At 71.4% G+C, this 17,322-nt stretch carries 12 protein-coding genes and 1 pseudogene; 9 read left to right on the forward strand and 4 right to left on the reverse strand.

The window, feature by feature from the left end; translation table 11 throughout:
* The first annotated feature begins 10 nt into the window (after positions 1–10).
* Positions 11–664, forward strand: coding sequence for a TetR/AcrR family transcriptional regulator (locus tag AXK60_RS24815; protein WP_082778239.1), 654 nt, complete (start codon positions 11–13; stop codon positions 662–664).
* Positions 665–1,041: 377 nt separating this feature from the next.
* On the opposite strand, the gene AXK60_RS24820 is transcribed toward AXK60_RS24815, so the two are convergent.
* Both AXK60_RS24820 and AXK60_RS24825 read right to left on the reverse strand, forming a co-directional pair.
* Positions 1,042–4,773 carry a multifunctional oxoglutarate decarboxylase/oxoglutarate dehydrogenase thiamine pyrophosphate-binding subunit/dihydrolipoyllysine-residue succinyltransferase subunit gene (locus tag AXK60_RS24820; protein WP_082778240.1) on the reverse strand — a complete coding sequence of 1,244 codons (3,732 nt, stop codon included), beginning with the start codon at positions 4,771–4,773 and terminating at the stop codon, positions 1,042–1,044.
* A 114-nt stretch (positions 4,774–4,887) separates the two neighbouring features.
* On the reverse strand, positions 4,888–5,652 hold the full coding sequence (locus tag AXK60_RS24825) for a hypothetical protein (protein WP_068575172.1): 765 nt from the start codon (positions 5,650–5,652) through the stop codon (positions 4,888–4,890).
* 122 nt (positions 5,653–5,774) lie between these two features.
* Between AXK60_RS24825 and AXK60_RS24830 the strand changes: the two genes are divergently transcribed.
* From AXK60_RS24830 to AXK60_RS24865, 8 genes and pseudogenes are all read left to right on the forward strand, one after another.
* The gene (locus AXK60_RS24830) at positions 5,775–6,203 is read left to right on the forward strand and encodes an acyl-CoA thioesterase (RefSeq protein WP_068575352.1); all 429 of its coding nucleotides are present in this window, start codon (positions 5,775–5,777) and stop codon (positions 6,201–6,203) included.
* A gap of 10 nt (positions 6,204–6,213) precedes the next feature.
* Positions 6,214–6,837 (forward strand): GNAT family N-acetyltransferase, encoded by a 624-nt coding sequence (locus AXK60_RS24835; RefSeq protein ID WP_068575173.1) that lies wholly within the window; start codon positions 6,214–6,216, stop codon positions 6,835–6,837.
* Positions 6,838–6,847: 10 nt separating this feature from the next.
* Positions 6,848–9,733 (forward strand): DEAD/DEAH box helicase, encoded by a 2,886-nt coding sequence (locus AXK60_RS24840; protein ID WP_068575174.1) that lies wholly within the window; start codon positions 6,848–6,850, stop codon positions 9,731–9,733.
* 26 nt (positions 9,734–9,759) lie between these two features.
* Positions 9,760–10,554 (forward strand): hypothetical protein, encoded by a 795-nt coding sequence (locus tag AXK60_RS24845; protein ID WP_139058124.1) that lies wholly within the window; start codon positions 9,760–9,762, stop codon positions 10,552–10,554.
* Positions 10,555–10,612: 58 nt separating this feature from the next.
* Positions 10,613–10,765 (forward strand): annotated as a pseudogene (locus tag AXK60_RS24850) (type II toxin-antitoxin system VapB family antitoxin); the annotation flags it as partial.
* A 65-nt stretch (positions 10,766–10,830) separates the two neighbouring features.
* Positions 10,831–11,250: a PIN domain-containing protein gene (locus AXK60_RS24855; protein WP_068575177.1), complete on the forward strand. Its 420-nt coding sequence runs from the start codon at positions 10,831–10,833 to the stop codon at positions 11,248–11,250.
* 83 nt (positions 11,251–11,333) lie between these two features.
* Entirely contained in the window at positions 11,334–12,470 is a 1,137-nt protein-coding gene (locus AXK60_RS24860) for a metallophosphoesterase family protein (protein WP_068575178.1), read from the forward strand.
* On the forward strand, positions 12,467–15,106 hold the full coding sequence (locus tag AXK60_RS24865; RefSeq protein ID WP_068575179.1) for an AAA family ATPase: 2,640 nt from the start codon (positions 12,467–12,469) through the stop codon (positions 15,104–15,106). The genes AXK60_RS24860 and AXK60_RS24865 overlap by 4 nt, the downstream gene beginning before the upstream one ends.
* 77 nt (positions 15,107–15,183) lie before the next feature.
* Here AXK60_RS24865 and AXK60_RS24870 read toward each other — a convergent pair whose 3' ends face one another.
* Both AXK60_RS24870 and AXK60_RS24875 read right to left on the reverse strand, forming a co-directional pair.
* Positions 15,184–16,707, reverse strand: a complete 1,524-nt coding sequence (locus AXK60_RS24870) for an acyl-CoA synthetase (protein WP_068575180.1) — start codon at positions 16,705–16,707, stop codon at positions 15,184–15,186.
* Between the two features lie 126 nt (positions 16,708–16,833).
* On the reverse strand, positions 16,834–17,322 hold the full coding sequence (locus AXK60_RS24875; RefSeq protein ID WP_244881172.1) for an SRPBCC family protein: 489 nt from the start codon (positions 17,320–17,322) through the stop codon (positions 16,834–16,836).

A 17,322-nucleotide genomic window follows, 5' to 3' on the forward strand; every position in this document is an offset into this window, starting at 1 on the left:
GATTCAGTAGGTGACCAGAAAGTCCGTCGCCGCAGCGGTGGGGCGCAAGCGTACCCGGCTCAGCCCCCAGGCCCGGCGCCAGCAGTTCATCGACCTGGGCCTACTCAGCCTCAAACATCAGGCGCTCGAGCAGGTGTCCATCGAGGACATCGCGAGCCAGGCGGGGGTGTCGGCCGGCCTGCTGTTCCACTACTTCGACTCGAAGCTCGACTTCCAGGTCGCGCTCGTCGAGGAACAGGCCCGGATCGTCGGCGAGATCGCCACCCCGGAGCGGGAGCCCGAGGACCTCGCCGAGGTGATGCCGATCCTGAGTGCCACGCTGGGCACCTACGTCGATCACATCATGGAGAACCGGCAGTCCCTGCTCCCCATGCTCGCGGGCGTGAGCTGGTCGGAGCCCCGGATCCGCACGGCCGTCAAGACCGTCCGGGAGCAGATCGTCCGGCACTTCGTGGACCAGGCCGGCAACATCGGCGTCCAGCCCTCGCCGCAGTTCGTCCTCGCCGTGCACGGCTGGATCGCCGTGGTCGAGGAGACCCTCGTGCAGTGGCTCGACGAGAACGCCGGCTTCGCCGCGATGACCCGCGACGAGGTGGTGGACCATCTCGCCACGATGTTCGTGGGGATGGCGGGGGCGGTCGGGCTCGATCTCACTGTGGGGTAGGTCCGACGGTGCGCCGTGGTCCGGGCGGGTGCGGCCGGGCCGGGTGCGCAGGGCCGGGCCGGATGGCAGCACCGCCGCTCGCTTAAACCTCGCTCTCTCGCCTAACGGCTCGCTCGCTCCGATGCGCTCGACGACGGTGCCGCCACCCGTCCCTGCTTTGGTGCCGTGCCCGACTTCTCGCTGGGGTTCCGTTCCCGCCGTTCGGGCGGCACTCGGATTCTGACCGGTGTGGACAGCGTGTCCGGAGTGGACACGATCCGAGAGTCGACGGGACGAGGGGAGCCGTAGATCCGGGCGCGGCAGGTGTGTCTGGGCTCCGCAACGAGCAGGGCCGGTCCTCCCGAAGGAGAACCGGCCCTGCTGGTGACCGAGTCGATCTAGACGAGGAAGGCCTCGTCGATGATCTGGGCCTGCTCGACGGCGTGCACCTTCGACGAGCCCGAGCACGGCGCCGACATGGCGCGGCGCGAGACGCGCTTGATGCCGATCAGGCGACCGTCGAGCTCCGGGAGGGCGAGGCCGAAGAACGGCCACGCGCCCTGGTTCGCGGGCTCCTCCTGGACCCACCGGATGTCGGTGGCGTTCGGGTACTTGTCCAGCGTCGCGGGCAGGCGCCGCGAGGGCAGCGGGTACAGCTGCTCCATGCGGATGATCGCCACGTCGTCGCGGCCGTCCTTCTTCCGACGCGCCTCCAGCTCCCAGTAGAGCTTGCCGGAGACCATCAGCAGCTTGGTGACCTTGCTGCGGTCGCCACCGTCGATCTCGAAGGCCGGGTCGTCGATGACCGAGCGGAACTTGCCCGTCGTGAAGTCCTCGACGGGGCTGACGGCGGCCTTGTTGCGCAGCATCGACTTCGGGGTCGCGACCACCATCGGGCGGCGCACGCCGTCGAGGGCGTGGCGACGCAGGAGGTGGAAGTACGACGCCGGGGTCGACGGCATCGCGACCGTCATCGAGCCCTCGGCGCACAGCTGCAGGAAGCGCTCGATGCGGGCCGACGTGTGGTCCGGTCCCTGGCCCTCGTGGCCGTGGGGGAGCAGCAGTGTGACGCCGGAGGTCTGGCCCCACTTGGCCTCACCCGAGCTGATGAACTCGTCGATGATCGACTGCGCGCCGTTGACGAAGTCGCCGAACTGCGCCTCCCAGCACACCAGCGCCGACTCGTCGGCGACGGAGTAGCCGTACTCGAAGCCCAGGCCGGCGTACTCGGTGAGCGCCGAGTCGTAGACCATGAAGCGCCCGGGGGACGGCGTACCGTCGGGGCCCAGGTTGTCCAGCGGGGTGTACTCCGCACCGGTCTGCCGGTCGATGAGCACCGCGTGACGCTGCGTGAACGTGCCGCGACGGCTGTCCTGGCCCGCCAGGCGGACCGTCCGGCCCTCCTCGAGCAGCGTGCCGAACGCGAGCAGCTCGCCGAAGGCCCAGTCGATGCCGCCCTCGCGGGACATCTCGAAGCGGCGCTTGACCACGGGGGCCACGCGCGGGTGCACGGTGAAGCCCTCGGGGACGTTGGCGTACGCGTCGCCCACCCGCTGGATCTGCTCCAGCGGCACCGCGGTCACGAGCGAGCTCGGGAGCGGCTGATCGGCGATGATCGACGGCGCGGGCTCGGCCTGGAACTTCTCGAGTTCCTTGACCTCGTTGAACACCCGCTCCAACTGGCCCTGGTAGTCGCGCAGCGCGTCCTCGGCCTCCTTGGTCGAGATGTCGCCACGACCGATGAGGGCCTCGGTGTAGGACTTGCGGACACCGCGCTTGGTGTCGATCACGTCGTACATGCCGGGCTGGGTCATCGACGGGTCGTCGCCCTCGTTGTGGCCGCGGCGGCGGTAGCAGACGAGGTCGATGACGACGTCCTTGTCGAACTTCTCGCGGAAGTCCACCGCGAGCTTCGCGACCCACACGCACGCCTCGGGATCGTCGCCGTTGACGTGGAAGATCGGCGCACCGATCATCTTCGCCACGTCGGTGCAGTACTGCGAGCTGCGCGAGTGCTCCGGCGAGGTGGTGAAGCCCACCTGGTTGTTGACGACGATGTGGATGGTGCCGCCGTTGGAGAAGCCGGGCAGCTTCGCCATGTTCAGCGTCTCCGCCACGACGCCCTGGCCGGCGAAGGCCGCGTCGCCGTGCAGCATCAGCGGCATGATCGGGTGCTCGCCCTCGGGCGGGTTCGCCATGTCCTGCTTGGCGTGCACGATGCCCTCGAGCACCGGGTCGACCGCCTCGAGGTGCGACGGGTTGGCGACCAGCGAGACGGTGATCTCGTTCTCGCCGAACATCTGGTAGTACTTGCCCTCGGCTCCGAGGTGGTACTTCACGTCGCCCGAGCCGTGTGCCTGCGACGGGTTCAGGTTGCCCTCGAACTCGGTGAAGATCTTGCTGTAGGGCTTGCCGACGATGTTCGCCAGCACGTTCAGCCGGCCGCGGTGCGGCATGCCGATGACGACCTCGTCGAGCTCGTGCTCGGCGGCCTGGTCCAGCACCGCGTCCATCATCGGGATGACCGACTCGGCGCCCTCGAGCGAGAAGCGCTTCTGGCCGACGTACTTGGTCTGCAGGAATGTCTCGAAGGCCTCGGCCGCGTTGAGCTTGCTGAGGATGTACTTCTGCTCGGCGACGGTGGGCTTGATGTCCTTCGTCTCGACGCGCTCCTGCAGCCACTTCTGCTGCTCGGGCTCGAGGATGTGCGTGTATTCGATGCCCACGTGCCGGCAGTAGGCGTCGCGTAGCACGGAGAGCACCTTGCGCAGCTTGAGCCGCTCGGCGCCGTGGAAGCCGCCGACGTTGAACGTGCGGTCGAGATCCCACAGGGTGAGCTCGTAGGTGAGCACGTTCAGGTCGGGGTGCGACTCGAGGCTGTCGTTGTTGTAGCGCAGCGGGTCGACGTCGGCCATGAGGTGGCCGCGCGCCCGGTACGCCGCGATGAGGGCGAGGACCCGCGCGTCCTTGTCGATGCCGTGGGCGGGGATGTCCTGCCGCCAGCGGATCGGCTCGTAGGGCACGTGCATCGTGCGGAAGATGTCGTCCCAGAAGTCATCGCTCAGCGTGAGCTCGTGGACGTACCGCAGGAAGTCGCCGGACTCGGCGCCCTGGATGATGCGGTGGTCGTAGGTCGAGGTCAGCGTGGTGAGCTTGCCGACCGCGAGCTCGGCGATCTTCTCGTCGCTCGCGCCCTGGAACTCGGCCGGGTACTCCATCGCACCGACACCGATGATCGCGCCCTGACCCACCATGAGGCGGGGCACCGAGTGCACGGTGCCGATGCCGCCGGGGTTGGTCAGCGAGATGGTGACGCCCGCGAAGTCCTCGGCACCGAGCTTGCCCTGGCGGGCGCGGCGGACGATGTCCTCGTACGCGGCCACGAACTGGCCGAAGTCCATCGCCTCGGCGCCCTTGACGCCCGCGACCACGAGGCTGCGGCTGCCGTTCTTGCCGACCAGGTCGATCGCGATGCCCAGGTTGACGTGGGGCGGCGTGACGGCGTTGGGCTTACCGTCGATCTCGGCGAAGTGCCGGTTCATGTTGGGGAAGGCCTTGACGCCCTGCACCAGGGCGTAGCCCAGGATGTGGGTGAAGCTGATCTTGCCGCCGCGGGTGCGCGCGAGGTGGTTGTTGATCACCACGCGGTTGTCGAACATGACCTTGACCGGCATCGAGCGCACCGACGTGGCCGTCGGTACCTCGCGGCTGGCGTTCATGTTCTTGACCACGGCGTTCGCCGCGCCGCGGAGCACGGTGCGCTCCTCCTCGGCGGGGAACTCGGTCTGCGCGGGGGCCTTGGGCGCCGGGGCGGGCTTGGCGGGGGACGACGGTGCCGGCGTGACCGGAGCGGCGGGCGCCGGGGTCAGCGTGGTGTCGGTGGTCTTCGCCTGCTTCGGCGCGGGGGTGGCGGCCGGTTGTGCCACGGGCTGGGTGGCGGGCGCCGCGGCCGCGGTGGGGGCTGCGGCGCTCGGGGACGCCTCGTTGTTCGACGCCGCACCCGGCGTGTAGTTCGAGAGGAATTCGTGCCAGCTCGGGTCGACCGACTTGGGGTCGGCCTTGAACCGCTCGTACATCTCCTCGACCAGCCACTCGTTTTGGCCGAAATCCGATACAGAACTGCTGCTCACGGCAGGTCCTCGCCTCGATTCATCATCGTCGTCTTGGGCGCGCGCCGCACTGGATCGCAGACGGCGCAAGTCCGCTCGGTTCAGGGTAGTCCACCACTGTGAAGGCGGGACGGGTTACTCCGGTAACGCGGTCCCGGTCACATTCGTCGCCGTCCCCTCGATCACCCGCAGGTGTGGCGTGGGCCACGCGGTGGGGACCGGTCCGAAGGCCGCGCGGGCGTTCTTGATCACGCCCTTGCCGAGCACCCGGTTACCGCCCGCTCCGACGACGAGGCCGATGCCCGCGGGCAGGAGCTTGCCGAGCATGAAGGGTGCCTTCTTCGCCATGAAGCGGCGCGTGAACATCTTCATCAGCTGCTTGTTCAGGTTGCCCAGGCCGGGGAGCGCGGGGTTCTTCTTGAGGTTGAGCAGGGTCGCGTTCTTGGCCCCGACGGTGGCGCGGAGCGCTCCGAGCCCGGCATCGCCGAGCACCGCGGTGAGCACCAGCGCCCTGCGCAGCTCCCGGTCGTCGATCGGGATCCCGTAGACCTCCGCGACCGCGAGCGCGTACAGCGCGGACGCCTCCATGAACACGACGGTCTCCGCGCCGACGGCGCCGAGCGCGGCGACGGTGCCGACGCCGGGCACCGCGGCCGTGGCGCCGACCGCCCCGCCGCTGCCGGTCACCGCCAGCAGGTACCGCTTCTCGAGGCGGTCGATGATCTGTGCCGGGGAGTCGTCGGGGTTGTCGGCCCGCAGGCCCGCCACGTACTTGGCCACCGCCGGACCCTGCAGCCGGGCCGCACGGTCGACGACGGAGCCCACGACGCCGCCACCGTCGTGCTGCACGGCGGGAAGGCGGGGCTGCTCGGGAGAGATGGGGGCGGGCTTGTTCGCCATGATGACCTCCGTGGGACGCGAGCCGGTTGTGGAACCTTGCACCCCATCTAACCCCCGACGGCCCCCGGAAAGTTCCCACCGGTGGGCCTGCCGGACCGGTGGGCGGCGTACCGTCGGGCGGCATGCCGACGATCGATGAGCAGCCCTACACCCTGGTGGTTCCCACGCGGTGGAAGGACAACGACGTGTACGGGCACGTCAACAACGTCGAGTACTACAGCTTCTTCGACACGGTCATCAACACGTACCTGATCCGCGAGGGCGGTCTCGACATCCATCACGGGCCCGTGATCGGCCTCTGTGTGGAATCTCACTGCCGCTACGACGCCCCGCTCGCCTTCCCGGAGCCCGTCACCGCCGGCCTGGCCGTGACGAAGCTGGGCCGGTCCAGCGTCCGGTACGCGGTCACGCTGTTCGGGGCCGACGGTGCCCCCGCCGCGGAGGGGTGGTTCGTGCACGTCTTCGTCGACCGCGAGACCCGGCGTCCCGCGGGCGCCCCGGACGGCCTGCGCGCGGCGCTCGAACGGCTGCTTGTCACCCCCGCCGCGTAGCCTGCGACGCATGACCTTCCTCTCGCCCCTGGAACCCGTCACGCTGGCGGGCCACCTGGTCACGCTCGCGCCGCTCTCGCACGACCAGTACGACGGGCTGGTCGAGGCCCTCGAGGACGGCCAGCTGTGGGACCGCTGGTACACCTCCGTTCCCTCGCCCGACGGACTGCGTGCGGAGATCGACCGCCGGCTCGGGCTGCAGGAGAAGGGCGAGATGATCCCCTTCACGGCCATCGACGCGGCCGGCCGGGTGCTCGGGATGACCACCTACTACGACATCGATCCCGCGGTTCCGCGCATGGAGATCGGCTTCACCTGGAACCGTGCGTCGGCCCACGGCACGGGCACGAACGCGGAGTCCAAGCTGCTGCTGCTCGAGCACGCCTTCGACGTGCTGGGCTGCGAGTGCATCGGGCTGCGCACCCAGTGGGTCAACACCCAGTCGCGCGAGGCGATCGCCCGCCTCGGGGCGAAGCAGGACGGGGTGCTGCGCAGCTACCGCCGGTACCGCAACGGCGCGCTGCAGGACGCGGTGCTGTTCTCGATCCTGCGTCACGAGTGGCCCTCGGTCCGCGCGCACCTGCGGCACCGTCTGCGCCACCGGCACGAGGCGTACCGGGCGACTCCGGAGTAGGCCGACGTCCATGCCCAGACCGCAACCGACGGCACACGGACTGTGGCGCCCCGGCCTGGGCCTCGCGCTGTGGTTCACCGACGAGGTCGGCGAACCCACCGCCGAGCCCGACCCGGCGGCGCTCCCCGCGCCGATCGCCGAGATCCTCGGTGACCGGAGGCCCCGGCGCACCGTCGCGCTGACGGGGCCGAGCGGGCGTCTCGTGGCACCCGCCCTCACTCTCGGGCCCACCCGCGCCCTGGACCTGCTGGACCGGCTCGAGCCGTCCGACGGTGCCGGTGACCTGCGGTTCCTGCGCTGGGTCGCGCGGTCGGTCGAGCGCTTCGTCGCGGCGGGTGCGGTGAGTCCCGCGCTGCGCAGCGACGACGGCGACTGGACCGTGCGGTGGGCGCCGATCGAGTCGGTGCAGTGGCGCACCTGGGTGCAGACCGCCGCGGCCGCGATGCCGCCGGTGCTGCGCCGCACCGGCGACCTTGCCGCCGTCCTCGACATGGGCGCGGAGCTCGCCGATGGCTATGCGCGCCGGCGCCTCGGCGAGGGCCCGTGGTCCTGGGTCGCCGCCCCCGCGCTGCGCGCCCTGGTCGACGGTGCGCCCCTCCCGCCCGCCGCCGTCGCCGATGCGGGGGCCGCTGCGGCGTGGACCGAGTGGTCGGGCAGCGTCCGGTCGGCGGAGACGCTGTTGGTGCTGCGTCTGGTCGAGCCCGACGGCCGCGCACCGGGGGAGAACCCACTCGACCCGCGATCCACGCCGTCCGACACACCGTGGCGGCTCGAGGTCTGCCGCCGCGTCCCCGGCGCCGCGCCGGTCCGGGCGGATCCGGCACGGATGAGCCCCGTCGACCTGGACGACCTGGCGGGCGAGCTGGCCCGGGCCCTGGCGGTGTATCCGCCGCTCAAGCGGGCCCGGCAGGACGGGACCTCGCTGGACTTCCTGCTCACCACCACCGAGGCCGAATCGCTGTTCCTGGAGGGCGCTCCGGGGTTGACCAAAGCCGGGTACGAGGTGCTGCTGCCGGCGTCGATCGCGACGGTGCGGCCCGCGCTGCGCCTCGTCGGGCGGGAGCAGCCGGGGCGCACGGCGCTCACCGTGCAGGCCGGGCTCGCCGAGATCAAGGACTTCGCGTGGCAGCTCGCGGTGGGCGACGTGGTGCTCACCGCGAGTGAACTCGCGGGCCTGGCGAACGCCGCGTCGGGGCTGGTCGAGGTGCGCGGCAAGTGGGTCCGCGCGGACCGTCGCACCCTGGCGCAGGCCGCGCGGTTCGTGGCCGAGCAGCGGTCGGCGGCGGAGTCCGGCACGGATCTGCAGGACCTCCTGGGCATGATCGCCGACCCGGCCGCGCTGCCCGCCCCGCTGGCCGCCGTCGACGGGCTCGGCTGGCTCGACTCGGTGTACCGGGGCGGCACCATCGCGCCCGCCGTCGTGGAGGCCCCGTCGACGCTCAAGGCGCAGCTGAGGCCCTACCAGCTCCGGGGGCTCGAATGGCTGGTGAGCCTGTGGCGCGCCGGCATCGGCGCGGTCCTCGCCGACGACATGGGTCTGGGCAAGACGATCCAGGTGCTCGCGCTGCTGTGCCACGAGCGGCTCGACTCGCCCGACGATGACGGGGTGCGCCCGACGCTGCTGGTCTGCCCCATGTCGGTGGTCGGAAACTGGGTCGCGGAGGCCCAGCGCTTCACCCCCGATCTGCGGATTCACGTGCACCACGGCAGCGATAGGCCCACCGGCGAGGAGTTCGGGCGGATCGCGCGGGAGTCCGACGTGGTCCTGACGACCTTCGCCCTCGCCGCCCGCGACCGGGAGCTGCTCGCCGGGCACCACTGGGCGCGCATCGTGGTGGACGAGGCGCAGCACGTGAAGAACGCCAACACCGCCGCCGCCAAGGCGCTGCGGTCGATCCCTGCGGGGCACCGGGTGGCGCTCACCGGCACGCCGGTGGAGAACCGTCTGGAGGACCTGCGGGCGGTGATCGACCTGGTCAACCCGGGTCTGCTGGGCTCGGCGCGCACCTTCCGGAACCGGTTCGCGATGCCCATCGAGCGGGAGCAGGACCGCGCCGCGGTGCGCCGGTTGAACACGCTGACCTCGCCGTTCATCCTGCGGCGCGAGAAGACCGACCCGAACATCGCCCCGGAGCTGCCGGAGAAGGCCGAGTTCACGGTCCGCGCGTCGCTCACGCCGGAGCAGGCGGGGCTGTACCAGGCGGTGCTCAACGAGCTGGTGCGGGAGCTGCGCGAGTCGAAGGGCATGGGCAGGCGGGGCCTGGTCCTGGCCTCGCTGACCCGGCTCAAGCAGATCTGCAACCACCCGGCGCATTACCTCGGCGACGGTTCGCCGCTGCTGCGCCGCGGGCAGCACCGCTCCGGCAAGCTGGAACTGCTCGCGGACGTCCTGGAGACCATCGCGGCCGAGGGGGAGCGCGCCCTCGTCTTCACCCAGTACGCCGAATTCGCCCGGATGCTGCAGCCCTGGCTCACGGGCCTGCTCGGCGCGGAGGTCCCGGTGCTCGACGGTGCCGTGCCCCGGCGTGACCGGGACGCGATGGTGGCCCGGTTCCAGTCCGGTGATGGCCCTCCGGCACTGGTGGCGACGGTGCAGTCGGGCGGAACGGGGCTCAATCTCACGGCGGCGAATCATGTGGTGCACGTGGACCGCTGGTGGAACCCCGCGGTGGAGAACCAGGCCACCGACCGGGCCTTCCGCATCGGCCAGACCCGCGCCGTGCAGGTCCGCAAGTTCGTCTGCGCGGGCACGCTCGAGGAGCGGATCGACGGCGTGATCGCCGCGAAGAAGGAGCTCTCGTCCATGACGGTGCAGGTCGGCGAGGCGTGGCTGACGGAACTCAACAACGACGAGCTGTACGAGTTGATCGCCCTGCGCGACGAGGCGGTGACGTAGATGGCGCGCACGGCCAGGGAGAGGCGGTGATCGGCGTGGCCCGCAAGGCTAGGGATTCTGCGCGGCCGATGGGCGGAACGTGGTTCTCGCGCAGGCTGATCCAGCAGCGCGAGGAGGTCACGGAGCGGCGCAAGGTCCAGTACGCGCGTCGCCTGTACTCCGAGCACCAGGTGTACGCGATGGCCGTGGTGCCGGGGTCGGTCACCGCGACGGTCCAGGGCAGCCAGCTCGATCCCTTCGCTGTCGCGCTCTCGCGGGTGCCGGGCGACGCGGCCGCGGTGGTCTCGCTGCTGGTGGGGCAGGGCGCGTCCGGCGAGCTGCTGGGGGTCACTCGCGGGGAGTTGGGCCGCGCGTTGGGGGAGTTGGTGCTGCCCGAGTCGGCGTCCGATGTGGTCGTCGAGTGCGCGTGCCCCGATGAGTCGGGTGCCTGCGTGCACGCACTCGCGCTGACCTACGAGTTCTGCGCCGCCGCGGACACCGATCCCTCGCTGGTCCTGGACTTCGCGGGGGTGCCCCTGGCCGGTCTGCTCGCGCGGGTGTCCACCGATTCCGCGCCGGGGCCGGGCGGTGCGGCATCGTCGGGCGACGGTGCCCGGGACGCCTGGGATCCCGGGGCTTGGGACGCGGGTCCGGCGGCCTTCTACGGCGACGGCCTCGACCTCCCGCCGTTGCCCGAGCCCGCGCCGATCGACGCGATGACGCTGCTCGACCCGGCGCTGCTGCGCATGGCCCTGCGCCGCACCGGCACCAAACCCGCCGACGTGGCGGAGGCCTCCGACGAGCTGGCCGAGCTCTACGACCGCCTCTGCGACCCGCGGTGACCTGCGAAATGTTGATGATGTTGGTAGTCTATGTACAGATCCCACAAGGAGGGGGTACATGGCAGTCACTCAGATCGATCTTGACGACGAAGCTCTCGACGGTGTGATGCGCGTCGCCGGCGTGCGGACCAAGAAGGAAGCGGTCAATCTGGCGTTACGCGAGTACCTCGCGCAGCACCGAAGGGTCGAGGCGTTCGCGCGGTTACGTGAGCAGGCGAAGGGCTGGGACTACGAGGGCTGGCGCGCTCTCCGTGAGGAAGAGAAGTCGGGCCGCGCGTGATCCGCTACCTCGTCGATTCGTCGGCGATATGGCGGATCACCCGTGATGACGCTCTCGCAGATCGGTGGTTCGGGATGCTGACCGCGGGGGCGGTGGGTTCGTGTGCGCCGCAGCGAGCCGAGTTCCGGAGGTCGGCCCGGAATTCGGTTGAGTACGACCAGATCAATGAATTGTTCTTCGAGATGTACCCCGACGTGCCCGTGCCCAAGGCGGTCTGGTCCTGGATTGAGTCTGCGCAGCATCGACTCGTCGGGGTAGGAGCGGTGCGGGCGCTGTCGACGGTGGATCTGCTCATCTGCGCGACTGCGGCAGCCCGCGGCCTGGTCATCCTGCACGACGACGCCGACTTCGAGCTCGCCGAGTGGAACCTGCCGGATGTGCGAGCGCAGCGTGTCGTGAGCCCGGCGGGGGACTGAGGATCGGGGGCGGGCCGCGTCGGTGGCGGAACTTGTCGGTGGGGGTCACTACCCTGAGAGGACACGACTTCAGGGGGTGAGAGATGCGGTTCCTGCACACGGCCGATTGGCAGCTGGGGATGACGCGGCACTTCCTCGACGCGGATGCGCAGGCCCGGTTCACCGATGCCCGGTTGGACGCGATCTCCCGGCTCGGGGCGGTCGCGGCGGAGCAGGAGGCGGAGTTCGTCGTCGTGTGCGGTGACGTCTTCGAGGACAACCGCCTCGCGCCCGCCGTCATCGCCCGCAGCCTGGACCGGATCGCCGGCATCGGCTGCCCGGTCTACCTGCTGCCCGGTAACCACGATCCGCTCGACGCGGCGTCGATCTACACCTCCGAGGTGTTCGCGCGGCACCGTCCGGCCAACGTGATCGTGCTGGACGCGCCGGGCGTGCACGAGGTGCGCCCGGGCGTCGAACTGCTCGCGGCGCCGTGGTTCTCCAAGCACCCGGCGGGGGATCCGCTCACGGAGGCGGTCGCCGCGGTCGCGCCGCCCGCCGCGGGCGTGATCCGCATCGCCGTCGGCCACGGCGGCACGCTCCCGGTCGGCGCGCAGGATCAGCGGCTCATCGACGTGGCCGCGCTGTCCGGCCGAATCGCCGCGGGAGAGCTGCGGTACGTGGCGCTGGGGGATCGGCACTCGGTCACCGAAGTGGCGCAGGACATCTGGTACTCCGGCGCCCCCGAGGTCACCAACTTCGACCACAAGGAGACGGGGTCCGGCTCGGTCCTCGTCGTGGACGTCCCGGAGTCGGGCGGCGCGACGGTGACCCCGGTCCGGGTCGGCACGTGGCGCTTCGCGTCGCGGGAGTTCCCGCTGTCCTCGGAGCGCGACGTCGCCGCGGCTGTCGGCTCCTTGTCTGCGTTGCCGGACAAGGACCGCACCGTGGTCAAGGTGGGGTTCACGGGCACCGTCGGGCTGTCGGCGAAGGCCGAGCTGGATGCGGAGATCGAGGCCCTGCGGGCGAGGTTCGCCGCGGTCGAGCTGTGGGAGCGCAAGACGGATCTCGCGGTGCTGCCGGGGGAATCGGAGCTGGAGTCGCTCGAGCTCACGGGCCCGGCCGCCGATGCGGCGGAGGAGCTGCTGGGCGTCGCTCGCAGCGGCGGTGACCGCGCGGCCGATGCCTCGGGCGCGCTCGCCCTGCTCTACCGCCTCACCCGCCAGGAGGTCGGCGCATGAGGCTGCACCGCCTGGCCATCAAGGACTTCCGCGGCGTCGCGGAGCGGGAGATCTCCTTCGCCGATACGGGCGTCACGCTCCTGCACGGCCCCAACGAGGCCGGCAAGTCCTCGATGGTCGAGGCGTTGCAGCTCCTGCTCGACGTCAAGGCCACCTCGAAGTCGCAGCGCGTGGAGGCCGTGTGCCCCGCTCATCGCGACGCGGGGCCGTTCGTCGAGGCGGAGCTCACCGTCGGGCCGTACCGGTTCGTCTACGCCAAGCAGTACCACCGGCGCCCCGGCACCGTGCTGACGGTGCTCGAGCCGGCGCCGCAGCAACTCACGGGCGGCAGCGCGGAGTCCTGGGTGGCGGAGCAGATGCGCACGTACGTCGACGGCGACCTGCTCAAAGCGCTGACGGTGCTGCAGGGCCCCGGCCCGGGCCAGCCCTCGCTGCGCGACAGCGCCGCGTTCGCGAAGGCGCTCGACGCGGCGTCCGGCGGCGCGGGAGACGATGAGCCGGGCGCCGAGCGCCTGGCCGAGGCCGTCGCCGCCGAGCGGGCGCGCTACTTCACGCCCACCGGCCGCCCCACCAACGAGCTGTCGGCCGCGCGCGCCCGGGAGGCCGCGGCGCGTGCGGCCCTCGATGCCGCCCGGGCCGCGCTGCTCGAGGTCGACCGGGTCGCGGACCAGCACGTCCTCGCCTCCGCACGTCTGTCCGCCCTGGTGGACCGACGGTCCGCCGCCGCCGCGGCGCTGCAGGCGGTCGGCGCCGATCAGGAGCGGATCACCCGCCTGCAGTCGCAGGTCGCCCAGTCCCGCGCCGTGCTCGAATCCGCCACGCTGCGGGAGCAGCACGCGGGTGAGGCCGCGAATCGCCGCCGCCGGCTCGTGGAGCAGCAGGCCCTCGCCACGGAGCGTGCTGCGCAGGTGCGCGTGCTGCGCGACCGGGCGCTCGCGGACCGCGAGGTCCTCACCGCCGAGGCGTCGTGGTTGGAGACCACGGTGCACGAACTGTCGGCGGTCGCCGCGGACCGGCGGGAGCGGAAGGCGCAGGCGCAGTACGCCGTCGACTACGCCAGGGAATCCGTGGGCTACCAGCGGCTCGGCAAGCGGATCGAGCAGGCGCAGCTGCTGGGCAAGGACGTCGAGGATGCGCGGAACCGGCTGGCGCTGAACCCGATCGACCGCCGCGCCCTGCAGACCATCGCCGTCGCGGAGCAGCGCCACGAGAAGGCGCAGGCCCGGTTCTCCGCGCTCGCGGCCACGCTGCAGCTGGAGCGGTTGGGATTCTCCGATGTCCTCGTGGACGGCCGGAACATCGGCGAGGAGCCGGTGGAGGTCGTCGCCGGCAACGGCATGGTCATCGAGGTGCCCGGCGCGGTCCGGATCGAGGTGGTCCAGCGCGGCGAGAGCGCCGACGCGGCGGCGGAGGTCAAGGCGGCGCACGGCGCTCTGCTGGCGGCGTGCCGCGACGCCGGCGCCGCGAGCGTCGAGGAGGCCCGGGAGCTGCACGAGCTGCGCGAGGCGATCGAGATCGAGCTGCAGGAGGCGCGGATCGCGCTGGCGCACGCCCTCGGCGAGCACACCCTCGACGAGCTGCGGCGGCTCGCGGAGGAGTCGGCCGAGCGGATCGTCGCGCTGGAGGCGGCGGTCGATCCGGAGCTGCTCGCCGTGGATCCCGAGTGTGCCAAGGCCAACCTCATGGAGGCCACGCAGGCCGAGGTGTCCTCGCGGGGCGAGGAGAAGCAGACCCGCGAGCAGTTGGGGCAGAAGCACCAGGAGCTGCACCGCGCCACGACCGATGCGCAGGTCGCGGCGGATCGGCTGCAGCACTTCGACAGCCGGGCCTCCGAGCTGACGGCCGAGTTGGAACGGGCGCGCGCCGAGGCGGCCGACGATGCGCTGGGTATCGCCGCGGATGCCGCCGTCGCGGCCCGGGAGTCGGCTGCGACGGAGGCCGCCGCGCATGATCGTGCTGCCCAGGAGGCCGATGTCGCGGGCTTCGCCGCCCGGCTCGGCGCGGCTCGCGCGCAGGCCGAGCAGGCGCAGGCGGCGGAGGCTGCGGCCCGCGACGAGCTGTCCGCGCTGAACGGCCAGCTGCAGCTGTTCCAGGCCGACGGCCGTCGCGACCGGCTCGACGCGGCCGCGGCCGAGCACGTCCACGCCGAGCGGGCCCTCACCTCGGTCGAGGAGCGTGCGCGGGCGGCGGCGCTGCTGCACGACACGCTCACCGCGCACCGCGACGCCCGCCGCGCCCGGGTGCAGGCGCCGTATCAGCGGGCGCTCGAGGGCCTGGGCCGCACCGTCTTCGGTGATCCGCTCACCATCACCGTCGGCGACGACCTCACGATCGCCTCGCGCACCGTGGACGGGGTCACAGTGCCCTTCGAGTCCCTGTCGGGCGGTGCACAGGAGCAGCTCGGCGTGCTCAGCAGGCTGGCGTGCGCCCGTCTGGTCGACGGTGCCGACGGCGCCCCCGTCATCTTCGACGACGCCCTCGGCCACAGCGACCCGACCCGCCTCGGCGCGATGGCCGACGCCCTCGTCGAGGCCGGCCGCGGCGCCCAGGTGATCGTCTTCAGTTGCGTCCCCGGCCGGTTCGACGCCCTCCGCGGCCGCGACGGCGTCACCGAAGTGGCACTCGGGGGCGCCTGATCGTTGACCGGATCGCGTCGGCGATCGGGCATGCACACCGCGAACCGACAGAATCACTGCCGACACTGCGGCTGCGATCAGACCTGTTCGCGCAGCTTGAACTTGAGCACCTTGCCCGCGGGATTGCGGGGTAGGGCGTCCACGACGTGCAGGGCCAGGGGCAGCTTGTACGGCGCGAGGGAGTCCTTGGCGAACTCGCGGACCTCCTCGAGCGTCAGCGTGGCCTCGGGCTTGAGAGCGACGACCGCGACGACCGCTTCGCCCCACTTCTCATGCGGCGCACCGATGATCGCGACCTCGGCGATCGACGGGTGCCGGTAGAGCACGGATTCGACCTCGGCGGGGTAGACGTTCTCGCCGCCGGAGATCACCATGTCCTTCACGCGGTCCACGACGGTGACGTAGCCGTCCGCGTCCTGCTCGCCGACATCGCCCGTGTGGAACCAGCCGTCGGCGTCGATCGCGGCGCTGGTCGCCGCCGGGTTCTGCCAGTAGCCCGGCGTCACCTGCGGCCCGCGCACGCAGACCTCGCCGCGCTCGCCGTCGGGGACGGGCGCACCGTCGGGCCCGAGGAGCGCGACCTCGGAGAGGGGAAGGATGTGGTGGCCGGCAGCGCCGATCTTGCGGGCGGTGTCGTAGACGTCCATGACCAGGGCGAGCGGCGCGGTCTCGGTGAGCCCGTAGCCCTGGCAGAACGGGATGTTCCGGCCGTTGTACAGCGCGATGAGCGGCTCCGGGACGGGCGCACCGCCGCAGATGAACTGGCGGACGGTGCTGAGGTCGGTCGTCTCGAAGCTCGGCACCTGGCTCATGAACAGGAACATCGCGGGGACGCCGAACATGCTGGTGACGCGATGCTTCTCGATGAGGGCGAGTGCCGCGGTGGGGTCGAAGGCGGGCAGAATCACGAGCTGCCCGCCCTTCTGCAGGGTGATCAGGGTGGTCACGTTCAGGCCGCCGATGTGGAAGAGCGGAGCCGCTACGAGGCTGATGTCCGCCGACACGGTGTCCAGGCTCAGCAGCGCGTTCATGTTGTTCCAGAACATGTTCCCGTGCGTGAGCATCGCGCCCTTGGGACGCCCCGTGGTGCCGGAGGTGTACATGATCAGCGCGAGATCGTCCTCCCCGGGCGACTGCGGCTCGGCGATGGGCGCGCGCCCCGCGAGCAACCCGTCGAGCTGCTCCCAGCCCTCCACGGCCTCGAGCGCGATCGCCCGCGTCAGCCCGGACGACGCCCGGACCGGCTCCACGACCGCCGCGCGGTCGGCGTCGGCGATCAGCGTGTGGACGCCCGCGTCCGTGAGGATGTACTCCAGCTCAGCTGAGGTGAGGCGGAAGTTCAGCGGCACGAACACCGCGCCCGCGCGGGACGCGGCGAACATCGTGGTGAGGAAGTCGGGGTGGTTGAAGCCCACGTAGCCGACGCGATCGCCGGTCCCGACGCCTCCCGCCACGAGCTCCGCCGCCAGCCGGTCGACGCGGTCGGCGAACTCCCGGTAGCTCCACGTCGCGTCGCCGTAGGTGATCGCGGGGCGGTCCCCGCTCACCGCGGCGCGCCGCGCGATCCAGGATCCGAGGTCGACAGCGGGACGTGCGGGCATGGTGCCTCCTTGCGGGCGGGGACGACGGCGTTGTACGCACGTGCATCGTGACCGGCCCCGCGCAGGCCCGGGGGCGATTCGCCGGATTCTCAGGTCCGACGGTGCGCCGCCCGCCGGCGGGCAGCGCTATCGGTTCTCGGCGCGGGACTTCAGGGCGGAGAGGCCCTTCTCGAAGTCCTTGCCGGCGAACTTGTCCATCGGCACGATCCTGCCGATGAGCGAGAACAGCCCGGTGGTCACGCCGGTCATGGTCCAGGTGACGCGCACACCGTCGCCCGTGGGGACGATGTCGAAGCGCACGTGGTTGTTCGCGGCCATCGGTTTGCGGAACTCGAGGTCGACGTCCACGGACCGCCCGGGCTCCGTCGCCGAGATGGACATCCGGCCCTCGCCCGCCTTGCGGTTCCCGCGCCACTCGTACGCGGCGCCCGGGCCCTCGGGCGGGCCGCTGTACTCGCGGTGCAGCTGGGGGTCGAGGCCCTCCCAGGGTGACCAGTGCCGCCACTCGTGGAAATCGTCGATGAGGCCGAAGACGGTGTCGGCGGGCGCGGCGATCTCGATGGATCGGGCCACGGTGAAGGCGGTCATGGCGGTCATGGCGGTCATGGCGGTCAT

The organism is Tsukamurella pseudospumae (assembly GCF_001575195.1).
In the GTDB taxonomy this organism is placed as follows: domain Bacteria; phylum Actinomycetota; class Actinomycetes; order Mycobacteriales; family Mycobacteriaceae; genus Tsukamurella; species Tsukamurella pseudospumae.

Excerpts from the sequence above, each read along its gene's own strand:
- AXK60_RS24865 (WP_068575179.1), top strand. The coding sequence starts at position 12,467 with ATGAGGCTGCACCGCCTGGCCATCAAGGACTTCCGCGGCGTCGCGGAG.
- AXK60_RS24860 (WP_068575178.1), top strand. The coding sequence starts at position 11,334 with ATGCGGTTCCTGCACACGGCCGATTGGCAGCTGGGGATGACGCGGCAC.
- AXK60_RS24870 (WP_068575180.1), bottom strand. The coding sequence starts at position 16,707 with ATGCCCGCACGTCCCGCTGTCGACCTCGGATCCTGGATCGCGCGGCGC.
- AXK60_RS24830 (WP_068575352.1), top strand. The coding sequence starts at position 5,775 with ATGCCGACGATCGATGAGCAGCCCTACACCCTGGTGGTTCCCACGCGG.
- AXK60_RS24875 (WP_244881172.1), bottom strand. The coding sequence starts at position 17,322 with ATGACCGCCATGACCGCCATGACCGCCATGACCGCCTTCACCGTGGCC.
- AXK60_RS24825 (WP_068575172.1), bottom strand. The coding sequence starts at position 5,652 with ATGGCGAACAAGCCCGCCCCCATCTCTCCCGAGCAGCCCCGCCTTCCC.
- AXK60_RS24835 (WP_068575173.1), top strand. The coding sequence starts at position 6,214 with ATGACCTTCCTCTCGCCCCTGGAACCCGTCACGCTGGCGGGCCACCTG.
- AXK60_RS24840 (WP_068575174.1), top strand. The coding sequence starts at position 6,848 with ATGCCCAGACCGCAACCGACGGCACACGGACTGTGGCGCCCCGGCCTG.